This is a genomic window from Streptomyces sp. NPDC059002 (assembly GCF_042740435.1).
Taxonomy (GTDB): Bacteria; Actinomycetota; Actinomycetes; order Streptomycetales; family Streptomycetaceae; genus Streptomyces.
The window spans coordinates 53174-65127 of sequence record NZ_JBHYJI010000018.1; the positions used below are offsets into that span (position 1 = coordinate 53174).

Genomic DNA, 11954 nt, shown 5'->3' on the forward strand with positions numbered 1-11954 from the left:
GCGGCTTAGCAGCGGCGTGGTCTGGCGGCAGGTGCGGACCGACGGCGACTGCGGCCCGATGGCGGTGCGGCCCGACGTCTGCGGGACTGACGACGACTGCGGCTTAGCGGCGGTGCGGGCTGACGGCATCGCGCCCCGGCAGCGGCGCGGCCCGGCAGCGGCTGCGGGCTGGCGGTCACTGCGCCTGACGACGGCGCGGCCCGAAGGCGGCGCGATCTGACCGCAGCGCGGCCCGACGTCGGCGCGACGCGGCCGCGACCCCCGCTACCGGCCCCCGTTGTACGGCCCGTACGGGCCGTCGCTGCTGGAGCCGCCGCGGCGGCCGCCGCCGGTGATCTGGCGGATCGCGGGGCGCACGTCGACCATGTACACGATGGTCGCGACGAGGCCGATGATCGGCAGGAACGACAGGATCGGGAACAGCAGGTTCACGATGAAGGCGAGCCCGAGGATGATCAGCCAGAACGGCTTGGTCTTCTTGTCCGCGGCCCGATAGGCGTCCTCGCGCCGGACGGCGGCGTCGATGAGCGCGAATCCGCTGAAAACGATCAGGGCCAGCGACAGCAGCCACATGAAGTTCGCGAACCCTTGCATCAGCACAACGTCCACCACCAGTCTCGGCTCAACGATTACGCGGCCACGGTACCCGCTACCCCGTCAACGGGGCGGGCACGCGATGAGTGCCCGCCCCGTACACACTGCGGAGGCGTCCTACTTGGCGGGCGGCGTGGTCTTCTTCGCCGTCGTCTTGCGGGTCGTGGTCTTCTTCGCGGCCGGCTTCTTCGCCGGGGCGGCCGCGCTCCTGGGCTCGGCGGACCCCGTCTCCGCGGAGCCCTCGGACGTCTTGGCGCCCTGTGCCTCGCCCGCCTCGCCCGCCGCGGGCTCCTCGTCCGGCTCGACCGTCTCGGCCAGCTCGGAGATCTCCTCGGCGACGTCGCCGCGCCAGTTCTTCACGGCCTGCTCGCCGTGCTCGGCGACCTCTTCGTACTTCTCACGCGCCTTGACCGCGAGCTCGGCGGCCGCGCCGACACCGCGCAGCGCGAGGTCCTGGGCGGTCTCACCGAGCTTCTTCAGGTCGGTGTCGAGCGTGCCGAGCACCTCGGTGACCTTGGCCTGGATGGTCTCCTGGGCCTCCTTGGCGCGGCCCGCGGCCTTGTCCTGGACGGTCTTGGGGTCGGTGTTGCGCACGGCGTCGAAGCGGGACGGCGCCTCGGCGATCAGCTGCTCGACGATGCCCGGCACCTTCTTCGCCTGCTGGAAGGCGAGGTCCGCGGACCCGGCGACGAAGTAGGCGGGGGTGGGGTTGCTGAGGGTCTTGCGCAGGTCGTCGGCGATGGCCATGACGATGGTCCTCCCGGATTCGCGTCAGCTGGTTCAGCTTGAGGGTGATTGCTTCGGGTTCTTCGGGTACTTCGGGTTCTTCGGGTCCTTCGGGTCCTTCGAGTGCCGCAGGTCCTGAGGATCCTGCTGCGGGGCATCGCTGCCGTCGGCCGTGCGGGGGCCTTCAACGGTGTCGGTGTCCTCATCCGCGTACGACGAGGTCTCGAAGCCGTTCTCCTTGCGGAACGACTCGTAGATCTGCAACAGCACTTGTTTCTGGCGCTCGTTGATGGAGGGGTCGGCGAGGATGACGGCACGCGTCTCCAGCTCGTCCCGCTCCTTCTCGTCGAGGATCCCGGCCCGTACGTAGAGCGTCTCCGCGGAGATCCGCAGGGCCTTGGCGACCTGCTGAAGCACCTCGGCGCTCGGCTTGCGCAGGCCGCGCTCGATCTGGCTCAGATACGGATTGGACACCCCGGCGGCGTCGGCGAGCTGCCGCAACGACAGCTGCGCGTTGCGCCGCTGCTCGCGCAGGTACTCACCGAGATTGCCGACGTTGAGCGATGCCATGTCTCGATGGTGCAGCACCCTTGCTAACTATTGCAAGCGCCTGCTTGCAAAAGTGCGCCACGCCACGCGTGCCGACCTGAGTGCCCGTACTCATGCGCACCCCCGATCCGCCCCGGCAAGGTGTCGTCATGACATGTGCGCTCCCCGAACCCCCGGCACGGCGGCGTCTGCCCTGGTCCGGCAGGACGTCCGTGCGCGCGGACGTCGCCGTCGGGATCCTGCTGTTCGTCGTCGAGGCCGTCGTCTTTGTGGCGGGGCTCTTCGGGCACGGGATGGAGGTCTGGGCCGCGCAGGGGGACCAGGCGAGGATCGACGCCGCGCGGCTCGCGGGCATCGCGTGGACGGCGCATCTTCTCGTCGCCGCGCTCGTCGTCGCCGTGCTCGCGGCGCTGTCCCGCGCGCCGTGGACCGTGGTGTCGCAGCTCCTCGTCGCGGGAACGCTCGGCGCGCTGCTCGTGGTCTCCCAGCACGAGTACGAACGCACCCACCCGGGCCCGGCGCCCACCCCGAGAGCCGGGTACTCGCCCTGTTACAGCGGCAGCGGCACGTGCGACTGAGACGGCGGGCCCGGACGGGTCCGCGCTGTCGGCCGTGCTCGGTACCGTGTTCTTGTGCCTCTCTCCGACCTCGTCCGGCTGCGGCAGGCCCGTGACCGGATGGACCGTGACTACGCGCAGCCGCTGGACGTCCCCGCGCTCGCGCGGGACGCCCTCATGTCGCCGGGGCACTTCTCGCGGAGCTTCCGGGCCGCCTATGGGGAGACGCCGTACAGCTATCTCATGACCCGCCGGATCGAGCGCGCGAAGGCGTTGCTGCGGCGCGGGGACCTGTCGGTGACGGAGGTCTGCATGGAGGTCGGGTGTACGTCGCTCGGCTCGTTCAGTTCGCGGTTCACCGAGCTGGTCGGCGAGAGCCCCAGCGCGTACCGGGCCCGCGACCACGCGGACGGGGCCGCGATCCCCGCCTGTGTCGCCAAGATCTGCACCCGGCCGGTCAGGAACGGCCCCGGCGGAGCGGGGCCCGCCTGATAGCGTCGCCCCCGCATGTGACCGGCGAGGACCCGAGGAGGTGAGACCCATCAACGCTGTATCAGGCTGGGTGCTCTCCCCCTTCGCGGCGGTGCGGTTCATCTGACGCGGGTGGTGCGTGTGGTGCGGTGTGGTGTCGGGAGTGCCCTCGGGCAGCCCGGTCCCGGTGGCGTTTGCCTCCCCCCGCGACCCTGACGTCACTGACGTCCCTGACAGCGTTTCGGCTTTTTCCCGAACACCGCTGAAAGGACCTTTCCCATGACCGACTCTTCTTCGTACGTCCCTTCGTACGTCCCCTCGTACTTCTCCGCGTACGACGGAACCCGTCTCGCCTACGACGTCCTCGGCGAGGGGCGCCCCCTGGTCTGTCTGCCCGGCGGGCCGCAGGACTCCGTGTATCTCGGTGACCTCGGCGGGGTCTCCGCCCACCGGCGGCTGATCCGGCTCGACCTGCGGGGCACCGGGCGTTCCGGGCTCCCCGACGACCTCGCGTCCTGCCGCTGCGACCGGCTCGTCGACGACGTGGAGGCGTTGCGCGGGCACCTCGGCCTCGACCGGATGGACCTGCTCGCACACAGCGGCGGCGCGAACCTGGCGCTGCGGTACGCGGGGCGTCACCCCGGACGCGTCGACAGGCTCGCGCTGATCACCCCGAGCGTCCGGGCCGTCGGCATCGGGATCACCGGGGACGACCGGCTCGCCACGGCGCGGCTGCGCGCCGGCGAGCCGTGGTTCCCCGCGGCGTACGCGGCCCTGCGCGAGGCCGTGGCCGGGCGGGCCACCGATGCGAGCTGGCAGGCCATCGCCCCCTTCTCGTACGGCCGTTGGGACGCGGTCGCCCGGCGGCATCAGGCGGCCGAGGCGGAGCAGATGAACGGCGACGTCGTGGCCGCGTTCGGTGCCGACGGGGCGTTCGATCCGCCCGCGACCCGCGCGGAACTCGCCCGCTTCGTACGGCCGGTGCTGCTGCTCACCGGGGAGGTCGATCCGGCGGCCCCGCCGCGCGCGATGAAGGAGCTCAACGGGCTCTTTCCGCAAGGGGAGTTGACCGTTCAGGCCGGGGCCGGGCACTTCCCGTGGCTCGACGACCCCGAGAGGTTCGTCGCGGTCGTGGCGGGGTTCCTGGAGTAGGTCCGGTCCGGTCGCCCGGTCACGTCGTCCGGTCAGGTCGCCCGGTCAGGTCGCCCGTGCCCTGGCCGCCAGCAGGACGACCAGGAGCGCCGGGGCGAGCAGGAGCGCGAAGGCCGCGGGGTAGCCGTAGCCGGACCCGTCCGCCGACGTGACGGCCGCGGTCGCGGTGAACAGGGCCGACGCGAGGGCCATCACCGTGACCTGGCCGAGGTTCTGGGTGGTCTGCATCGCGCTGCTCGCGTAGCCCTGGCGGTCCGGCGGGCTGTGCCCGAGGGAGAGGAGGGTGAGCGAGGGGGTCAGCAGGCCCATGCCGACGGCCGCCGCGGGCATGGCCGACGCGGCCGCGGCCGTGGCCAGGGCGTCCGGCCCCGGCAGGCCGGGCAGCGTGCCCAGGGCGTCCGGCACCGGCAGGCCCGGCAGCGTGCCCACCGCGGCCAGCGCCACGGCCGCCGCCAGGATCAGCGCGCCGACCACCACGAGGCGGTGCCGCGGCCACCCGGCGAGCAGATGCCCCTGCACCCAGGACGCCGCCGCCCAGGCCACCGCGGCCCCGGTGAAGGCGAGGCCGGTCACCAGCGGTGCCACGTGCCGTTCCGTGACGAGGTACAGCGGCACGAACGCCTCCAGCGTGAAGAACGCGCCGGAGGCCAGGCCGCGCAGCAGCACCGACGCGGGCAGGCCGCGCGCCGCACGCCAGGTGCCCGGCGGCAGCAGCCGCGCCGCGAACACCCCGAGCATCGCGAACCCGCCCGCCCCGCACAGGAGATGGCGGACATCCCAGCCGGACGCGGCGTACTGCCCGAGCGCCGCGCCCACGCTCACCACCACGGCGACGAGCAGCCCGGGCCGCGCCCGCGCCTCTCCCCGCTCTCCCCGCCGACCGGCCTGCGCGTACGCCCCCGCAGCCGCGCCCCCGCGCAACAGCACCACCACGCCCACGGCCGGGAGCACCGTCACCGCCGCGAGCCCGTAGAACACGGCCCGCCACGACCACACGTCCGCCACCAGGCCCGCGAGCGGCGGGCCCGCGAGGGACGGGATGATCCAGCAGGTGCTCATCAGGGAGAGGGCGCGCGGTCGCAGGCGGTCGGGGTAGGTCTGGGCGACGGCCGTGTTGACCGCCACCGCGATCATTCCGGCGGCCAGGCCGTCCAGGAAGCGGCCCGCGGCCAGTTGCCAGACGGAGGTGCTGGCCGCCGAGATCAGCAGCGTGGCCACGGCGAGCGCGACGCCCGCGGCGAGCGGCCTGCGCGCGCCCGCCCGGTCCGCCCAGTCGCCGCCGACCACCCCGCCCAGCAGGCTCGCGGCCACGAAGCAGCCCGCCACCAGCGGGTAGAGCGCCACCCCGTCCAGGTCCCGCGCGGCCACCGGCAGGGTGGGCACGACCGCGAGCGCGGCGAAGCCGGTCAGGAACATCACCGCGGCGATGGCGGTGGTGGCCGCCAGGTACGGGCGGGAGTACAGCCCTTCCCGTGACAGCCCCTCCCCTGGGGATGCGGGCTCCCCCGCTTCGGACCGCGTCGGCTCCTGCGCTTCGAGGTGATCAGTCACGGGCGCTCAAGCTAGAGGGGCCTTCCCCTGCCCGCCACCTGATTTCGGCGCCTCGTCCGTACCGCCGCCTACAGGGCCCGGCGCAGGGCGTCGACGATCCTGCGGGTGTCGGACTCGGTCGTACGCCAGTTGCTGAACGCCGCCCGCAGCGCGGGGAGTCCGGCGTACACGGTGGGGGTGAGGAAGACCTCGTCGGCGACCGCGTCGGCGAGGGCCGCGAGGCGTTCGGCGGTGGGTTCCTCGGTGAAGGTGAAGCAGACGACGTTCAGCCGGACCGGCGCGAGCAGCCGCAGTCCCGGCAGTTCCTCGACGGCCTCGCCCAGCGCGCGGGCGCAGGACACGCAGCGTTCGACGATCTCGCGGTGGCCGTCCCTGCCGTAGGCGCGCAGCGTGAACCAGGCCGCGAGCGCCCGCAGCCGACGGGAGTTCTCCGGGGTGAGGTGGACGAAGTCGGGGTTCTCGCCGAGCGGGCCGAGGTAGGCGGCGGCGTTCTGGAAGACGCGTGCCTGCAGGTCGCGTCGCCGGGTGAACTGGACGGCGCTGTCGTACGGCACGTTCAGCCACTTGTGCAGGTCGACGCAGACGGAGTCGGCGAGTTCGAGCCCGTCGACCAGGTGGGCGTGGTCGGGCGAGAGCGCGGCGAAGGCGCCGAACGCGGCGTCCACGTGCAGCCAGAAGTCGTACCGCTCGCGCAGTGCGGCGACGGCCCGCAGGTCGTCGAAGTCGACGGTGTTGACGGTGCCCGCGTTGGCGACGACCACGCAGGGCCCGTCCGCCGCGCGCAGCGCCTCTTCGAGTGCCGCGAGGTCGACGGCCTCGCGGTCCGGCAGGGTCGCCACCGGGACCAGGGCGCCGCGGCCGACGCCGAGGATCGAAAGGCCCTTGGCGATGCTGGAGTGCGGGCTGCCGGAGAGGACCCGCACCCGGCCGAGCGCGCCGACCCCCGCGTCGGCCACGCTCACCCCGAGCCGCTCCCCCAGCCACTCCCTGGCGACGGCGAGACCGACGGTGTTGGACATGGTGGCGCCGCTGACGAAGGTCCCTTCGTGCGCGTCCGAGAGGCCGAAGAAGCCGCGCAGCCACGCCACGGTCTCGTGCTCCAGGTGCTGGCCCGCGGCGTCCAGGGAGGAGTTGGGGCTCTGGTCCACGGTCGAGGTCAGCCAGTCCCCGGCGAGCGCGGCGGGCGTGACGCCGCCGGTCACGAAGCCCAGGTAGCGCGGGCCCGCGCTGGCGGAGAGGCCGGGCTCCCAGCGGGCGGTGAACTCGTCGAGCGCCGCCTGGAATCCGGCGCCGTGCTCGGGCGGTTCGGCGGCCTCCGGTTCCTTCTGGGCGGGGCGGACCGGCTGTTCGTCGAGTCCGTCGAGGAGCACGCCGGCGCGGTGCCGCGTGGCGTCGAGGAGCTGGGGAAGCCGGTCGAGGTCGGCGGCGAGCCGGGGATGCATGGCGGACTCCGTCCATCGGGTACGGGGTCACGCTAGGCGGGCCCGCACCGGCCGCACCTGGTCCAATCCTGGGCAACTGGACCAGGTCTCGGCGACACTTGCCGTATGCGCATGGGAGACGAACAGCTGGCCAGGGCGTTGGGCGAGTGGCGCAGGGACGGTGAGCCGCTGATCGCCGCGCTCGCCGGTGCCGTACGCGACGCCGTGCTCGACGGCCGGCTGCGCACCGGCACCGCGCTGCCCGCGGAACGCCGGCTGGCGGCCGCGCTCGGCGTCAGCCGCGGCACGGTCACCGCGGCGCTCGCCCGGCTGCGCGACGACGGCTGGGTCGACACCCGGCACGGCAGCGCGAGCACGCTCCGGCTGCCCACGTCGTCGTACGAGAACACGGGCCACGAGACGTACGCCCCGCTCTCCGCGACGGGCCGCACCGGCCCCATCGACCTGCGCCGTGCCGTGCCCGCGGCGCCCCAGGACGCCTACCGGGCCGCGACGCTGCGGGCCGTGGAGCGGGCCGGTCTGCTGCTCGCCGAGGACGGGGAGCCGGGCGCGGGACTGCCCGAGCTGCGGGCCCTGATCGCCGGGCGGCACACGCGCGAGGGGCTGCCCACCCGGCCGGAGCAGATCCTCGTCACGTCCGGGGCGCGGTCCGCGTTCGCCCTGCTCTGCGCCGAGTCGAGGCCGCGCGTCGCCGCCGTCGAGGTGCCCACCTACCTCGACGCGCTGCACGTGCTGCGCGGCGCGGGCGCGCGCCTGACCGGCTGCCGTGTCACCACCGACGGCTGGGACCCCGACCAGCTCGACGCCGCGTTCACCGCGGCGCGCGGCCAACTCGCCTATCTCGTACCGGACTTCCAGAGCCCGACCGGCGCCCTGATGGACGCGGGCACCCGCAGGACCGTCGCCGAACTCGCCGCCCGGCACGAGGTCACCGTCGTCGCGGACGAGACCATGCGGGAACTGGACCTGCGCGACGAGCCGCGCCCGCTGCCCCGGATCCGGCGTGCCGTGCTCATCGGCTCGCTCAGCAAGACCGTGTGGGGCGGGCTGCGCGTCGGCTGGATCCGCGGGCCCGCGTCCCTCGTCGGCGCGCTGCGCCGCAATCCGCTGTGCGCGCCGCTGGCCGCCGCGCCGATGCAGCAGCTGATCGCCGTCGAACTCCTCGCCGACGCGGCGGCGCTGCTGCGCTTCCGCCGGGCCGAACTGCGCGCCCAGCGCGACCACTTGAGCGGCCTGCTCGCCGGGGACGGCCGCTGGGACTTCACGGTGCCGGACGGCGGGCTCGCGCTCTGGCTGCGGCTCTCGGGCACCCGGGCCGACACCGTCGTCGAACGGGTCCGCGCGGCGGGCCTCGGCCTCACCGCGGGACCCCGCTTCGCGCCGGACGCCACGCTCACCCACCATCTGCGGGTGCCGTACACACCGGCGCCCGCGGTCCTCGACCGCGTGGCGGCGGCGCTCGGCGGGGCGGTGTGAGGGCCTAGCGGGCCAGGCTCAGGGGCGGGTAGTCGGTGTACCCGTCGGCCCCGCCCACATACATCAGGCCCTTGTCCCGGAGCGGATTGAGCGGGGCGCCGACGCGCATCCGCTCGACCAGGTCGGGGTTGGCGAGGAAGGCGCGGCCCAGCGAGATCAGGTCGGCGCCCGCCGCGAGCAGCCGCTCGCCCGCGCTCCTGCCGCCGTCGGCGGGCAGCGGGCCGCCCCAGCCGAGCACCGGGTTGGCGATCAGGGCACCGGGCCAGTTCGCGCGGATCTCCCGGAAGAGCGCCGTGTCGGGGTCGGCGAACACCACGTGCAGGTAGGCGAGTTCACCGATCTCCGCGAGGGCGCCGACGAGCACCGGGTAGATGTCCTCGGTGTCGCCCTCCTCGATGCCGTTGACGGTGATGCCGGGCGCGATGCGCACGCCGACCCGCTCGGGGCCGATCGCCTCGGCGACGGCGCGCACCACCTCCACGACGAACCGGACGCGGTGGGCGACCGGGCCTCCGTAGGCGTCGGTGCGCTGGTTGGTGTTCTTCGCGAGGAACTGCTGGAGGAGGTAGCCGTTGGCCGCGTGCACCTCCACGCCCTCGAACCCGGCGTCGATCGCGCGACGGGCGGCGGCCGCGAAGTCCGCGACGGTGCCGTGGATCTCGTCGAGGGTCATCTCCTGCGGTACGACGGCCGGTTGGTGCCCGCTGGGCGTGTGGATGGTGTCCGGCAGCGCCACCGGCGACGGCGCGACCGGGGTGCGGCCGCTGTTGTCCGGATGCCCGACCCGCCCGCCGTGCTGCAACTGGAGGAACATCCGCCCGCCCGCGTCCCGCACCGCGTCGGTGACCCGCCGCCAGCCCGCCACATGCGCGTCGTTGTGGATGGCGGTGATGTTGGCGTACGTCTGCCCGACGGCGTTCGGCGTGGCGGCCTCGGCGACGATCAGGCCCGCGGTGGCGCGCTGGGCGTAGTAGGTCGCCATGACGGGCAGCGGGACGCCGTCGGCGGAGGCGCGGTTGCGTGTCATGGGGGCCATGACGAGACGGTTGGGGAGGCTCAGCCCGCCGAGGCGGGCGGGGTGCAGGAGGGGGGAGGCAGCGGGGGACTCTGCGGCGGCGATGGCGGTGGGGACGGTGGTGACGGCGGTGGCGGTGGCGGTGGTCATGATCGGTGCTCCCTGTCGCGTTCTCTCGCCGCGTGGTTCCGTCGGCTGCTGACAGGGACGACTGTGCCGCGGGGCGCTTCGGGGGTACTGATGGTCGGCTGACGGCACGGCTGACGACGCGGCTGACGGCACGGTCAAGCCGCGCGGCGGCTGAAGAAGGCCCGCCGGTAGTCCCCCGGCGACACCCCGACCTGCTTGAGGAAGTGGTGGCGGAGGTTGTTCGCCGTGCCGAGGCCGCTGAGCTCGCCGATCCGCTCGACCGGCAGGTCCGTGGATTCGAGGAGGCCTTGGGCCCGCACGAGCCGCTGGTTCAGGAGCCACTGGAGCGGCGTCGTGCCGGTGGCGGCCTGGATGCGGCGGTAGAGCGTGCGCGGGCTCATCGCGGCGCGGCGCGCCAGGTCGTCGACGGTCAGCGGCCGGTCCAGGTGCGCACGGGCCCATGCGAGTACGGGTCCCAGGCCCTCGTCGTCGGTCGCGGGCACCGACAGGTCGACGAACTGCGCCTGTCCGCCCGGGCGGTGGGCGGGCACCACCATCCGCCGGGCCAGCTGGTTCGCGACGTGCGCGCCGAGGTCCCTGCGGACCAGGTGCAGACAGAGGTCGAGCCCCGCGGTGAGGCCCGCGCTGGTGAGGACGTCGCCGTCGTCGACGTACAGGACCGAGTCGTCGACCGTCACCTCGGGGTAGCGGGCGGCGAGTTGGGCGGTGTGCATCCAGTGCGCGGTGGCACGGCGGCCGTCGAGGAGCCCGGCCTCGGCGAGCGCGAAGGCGCCGGTGCACAGCGACACCATGCGGGAGCCCGCCTCGTGGGCGCGGCGCAGGGCGTCGGCGAGGCCGGGCGGCAGCGGCTCGCCCTCCTCGACGCAGGGGTCGGGCACCGACGTCACGACGACGGTGTCGGCCCCGACGAGACCGTCCAGGCCGTACGGGGTGCGCAGGGAGATGCCGACACCACCACCGACGCCCCCCGGCCCACCCGAATCCGCCGCACCCGGCGCCTCCGCCGCATCCACCGAGCACAGCCGCATGTCGTACCAGTGCTCCGAGAGATCCGGCTGCGGTTTGCCGAACACCGTGAGAGGGATGCTCAGTTCGTACAGCTCCCAGGTCGGGAGCCCGATCTCCTCGGTGACGACCACCGCGACGGTTCCAGCGCTCATGCCCCGAGCGTACGAGCGGCGAACCGCCCGGCGAGGCGTGGCGGGATTTTGGTGATCACCGTCACTGCTGTCACTGTCCCGCGTCCGCGCGCCCTGCGAGCGTTCTCCTCATGAACGCGGACACCAACCCGAACACGCACACCAACCCGAGCACGCACACCGACCTCACCCCCGTGACCGTCATCGGCCTCGGCAACATGGGCGCCGCCCTGGCCGCCGCCCTCCTCGACCGCGGCCACCCCACCACCGTCTGGAACCGCACACCGCAGAAGGCGAAGGCCCTGGTCGAGCGGGGCGCACGGCTCGCCGGCAGTCCCGCAGACGCGGTCGCCGCGAGCCCCCTCGTCCTCGCCTGCGTCCTGGACGACGACGCCCTGCGCACGGTCCTCGACCCGCTCGCGGAGTCGGGCGCCCTGACGGGCAAGTCCCTGATCAACCTCACCTCCAACTCCCCGGAGGGCGCGAACGCGATGTCCGCGTGGGCGGGTTCGCACGGTCTCGGCTATCTGGACGGCGGCATCATGACGACGCCCGAGGGCGTCGGCAACCCGGAGATGATGTTCCTCTACGGCGGTTCGGCCGAGGTCTTCGCGACGTACCGCCCGGTGCTCGCCGCGCTCGGCGAACCCATCCACCTGGGCACGGAGGCGGGCCTCGCCTCGCTCTACGACACGGCACTCCTCGGCCTGATGTGGGCGACGTTCACCGGCTGGCTGCACGGCACGGCCGTGACGGGCGCCGACGGGACGAGCGCCACGGACTTCACCGCCGTCGCGCTGCGCTGGCTGAACGGCGCCGTCGCCGGATTCATCACCCGGTACGCGGGCCAGGTGGACGCCGGCCGCTATCCGGGCGACGACGCCACCGTCGACGTACAGATCGCGACGATCGACCACCTCATCCACGCGGCGGCGGACCGCGGCGTGGACAACGCGCTGCCGGAACTCCTCAAGGCCACCATGCGGCGGGCCTCGGCCGCGGGGCACGGCGGTGACAGCTACGCGAGCGTGATCGAGGTGCTCCGCGGCACCGCCCAAGGCCAGGGACAAGCCAATTTCGGCCGATAGTGGCCATTTTCGTGTGACCGTTCTGCAACAGCCGCCCCATTGGG

General features: G+C 73.6%; 13 protein-coding genes. 6 read left to right on the forward strand and 7 right to left on the reverse strand.

What is annotated here, in order from left to right; all coding sequences use genetic code 11:
• Positions 1-220: hypothetical protein (locus tag ACFWZ2_RS18520; RefSeq protein WP_384546856.1), on the forward strand; the 220-nt coding region annotated here is incomplete at its 5' end.
• A 44-nt stretch (positions 221-264) separates the two neighbouring features.
• Here ACFWZ2_RS18520 and ACFWZ2_RS18525 read toward each other — a convergent pair.
• From ACFWZ2_RS18525 to ACFWZ2_RS18535, 3 genes are all read right to left on the reverse strand, one after another.
• Positions 265-594, reverse strand: a complete 330-nt coding sequence (locus tag ACFWZ2_RS18525) for a DUF2516 family protein (RefSeq protein ID WP_384546858.1) — start codon at positions 592-594, stop codon at positions 265-267.
• Between the two features lie 117 nt (positions 595-711).
• The gene (locus ACFWZ2_RS18530; RefSeq protein WP_384546860.1) at positions 712-1341 is read right to left on the reverse strand and encodes a hypothetical protein; all 630 of its coding nucleotides are present in this window, start codon (positions 1339-1341) and stop codon (positions 712-714) included.
• 33 nt (positions 1342-1374) lie between these two features.
• Entirely contained in the window at positions 1375-1890 is a 516-nt protein-coding gene (locus tag ACFWZ2_RS18535) for a helix-turn-helix domain-containing protein (RefSeq protein WP_384546862.1), read from the reverse strand.
• A 128-nt stretch (positions 1891-2018) separates the two neighbouring features.
• Here ACFWZ2_RS18535 and ACFWZ2_RS18540 point away from each other — a divergent pair, with 128 nt between their 5' ends.
• The 3 genes from ACFWZ2_RS18540 to ACFWZ2_RS18550 all read left to right on the forward strand — a co-directional run bounded on the left by ACFWZ2_RS18540 (position 2019) and on the right by ACFWZ2_RS18550 (position 4049).
• Positions 2019-2447, forward strand: a complete 429-nt coding sequence (locus tag ACFWZ2_RS18540; RefSeq protein WP_384546864.1) for a DUF6234 family protein — start codon at positions 2019-2021, stop codon at positions 2445-2447.
• 54 nt (positions 2448-2501) lie between these two features.
• Positions 2502-2918 (forward strand): helix-turn-helix transcriptional regulator, encoded by a 417-nt coding sequence (locus ACFWZ2_RS18545; protein ID WP_384546866.1) that lies wholly within the window; start codon positions 2502-2504, stop codon positions 2916-2918.
• Positions 2919-3176: 258 nt separating this feature from the next.
• Positions 3177-4049, forward strand: a complete 873-nt coding sequence (locus tag ACFWZ2_RS18550) for an alpha/beta fold hydrolase (protein ID WP_384546868.1) — start codon at positions 3177-3179, stop codon at positions 4047-4049.
• 45 nt (positions 4050-4094) lie between these two features.
• On the opposite strand, the gene ACFWZ2_RS18555 is transcribed toward ACFWZ2_RS18550, so the two are convergent.
• Both ACFWZ2_RS18555 and ACFWZ2_RS18560 read right to left on the reverse strand, forming a co-directional pair.
• Positions 4095-5465 carry an MFS transporter gene (locus tag ACFWZ2_RS18555; RefSeq protein WP_384547050.1) on the reverse strand — a complete coding sequence of 457 codons (1371 nt, stop codon included), beginning with the start codon at positions 5463-5465 and terminating at the stop codon, positions 4095-4097.
• Positions 5466-5668: 203 nt separating this feature from the next.
• The gene (locus ACFWZ2_RS18560) at positions 5669-7042 is read right to left on the reverse strand and encodes a pyridoxal phosphate-dependent decarboxylase family protein (protein ID WP_384546870.1); all 1374 of its coding nucleotides are present in this window, start codon (positions 7040-7042) and stop codon (positions 5669-5671) included.
• 105 nt (positions 7043-7147) lie between these two features.
• Between ACFWZ2_RS18560 and ACFWZ2_RS18565 the strand changes: the two genes are divergently transcribed.
• Positions 7148-8518, forward strand: coding sequence for a PLP-dependent aminotransferase family protein (locus ACFWZ2_RS18565; protein ID WP_384546872.1), 1371 nt, complete (start codon positions 7148-7150; stop codon positions 8516-8518).
• Between the two features lie 4 nt (positions 8519-8522).
• Here the strand turns inward: ACFWZ2_RS18565 and ACFWZ2_RS18570 are convergent, their stop codons facing one another.
• Complete coding sequence (locus tag ACFWZ2_RS18570; protein ID WP_384547052.1) at positions 8523-9545, reverse strand: alkene reductase; 1023 nt, start codon at positions 9543-9545, stop codon at positions 8523-8525.
• 272 nt (positions 9546-9817) lie between these two features.
• Positions 9818-10843 (reverse strand): GlxA family transcriptional regulator, encoded by a 1026-nt coding sequence (locus tag ACFWZ2_RS18575; protein WP_384546874.1) that lies wholly within the window; start codon positions 10841-10843, stop codon positions 9818-9820.
• Between the two features lie 110 nt (positions 10844-10953).
• On the opposite strand from ACFWZ2_RS18575, the gene ACFWZ2_RS18580 reads away from it, so the two are divergent.
• On the forward strand, positions 10954-11910 hold the full coding sequence (locus tag ACFWZ2_RS18580) for an NAD(P)-dependent oxidoreductase (RefSeq protein WP_384546876.1): 957 nt from the start codon (positions 10954-10956) through the stop codon (positions 11908-11910).
• Positions 11911-11954 lie beyond the last annotated feature (44 nt).

Bases quoted from the DNA above. Each gene is read 5' to 3' on its own strand.
- ACFWZ2_RS18535 (WP_384546862.1), bottom strand. From the start codon at position 1,890: ATGGCATCGCTCAACGTCGGCAATCTCGGTGAGTACCTGCGCGAGCAG.
- ACFWZ2_RS18525 (WP_384546858.1), bottom strand. From the start codon at position 594: ATGCAAGGGTTCGCGAACTTCATGTGGCTGCTGTCGCTGGCCCTGATC.
- ACFWZ2_RS18555 (WP_384547050.1), bottom strand. From the start codon at position 5,465: ATGTTCCTGACCGGCTTCGCCGCGCTCGCGGTCGTGCCCACCCTGCCG.
- ACFWZ2_RS18550 (WP_384546868.1), top strand. From the start codon at position 3,177: ATGACCGACTCTTCTTCGTACGTCCCTTCGTACGTCCCCTCGTACTTC.
- ACFWZ2_RS18565 (WP_384546872.1), top strand. From the start codon at position 7,148: ATGCGCATGGGAGACGAACAGCTGGCCAGGGCGTTGGGCGAGTGGCGC.
- ACFWZ2_RS18580 (WP_384546876.1), top strand. From the start codon at position 10,954: ATGAACGCGGACACCAACCCGAACACGCACACCAACCCGAGCACGCAC.
- ACFWZ2_RS18540 (WP_384546864.1), top strand. From the start codon at position 2,019: ATGACATGTGCGCTCCCCGAACCCCCGGCACGGCGGCGTCTGCCCTGG.
- ACFWZ2_RS18530 (WP_384546860.1), bottom strand. From the start codon at position 1,341: ATGGCCATCGCCGACGACCTGCGCAAGACCCTCAGCAACCCCACCCCC.
- ACFWZ2_RS18570 (WP_384547052.1), bottom strand. From the start codon at position 9,545: ATGACACGCAACCGCGCCTCCGCCGACGGCGTCCCGCTGCCCGTCATG.
- ACFWZ2_RS18575 (WP_384546874.1), bottom strand. From the start codon at position 10,843: ATGAGCGCTGGAACCGTCGCGGTGGTCGTCACCGAGGAGATCGGGCTC.
- ACFWZ2_RS18560 (WP_384546870.1), bottom strand. From the start codon at position 7,042: ATGCATCCCCGGCTCGCCGCCGACCTCGACCGGCTTCCCCAGCTCCTC.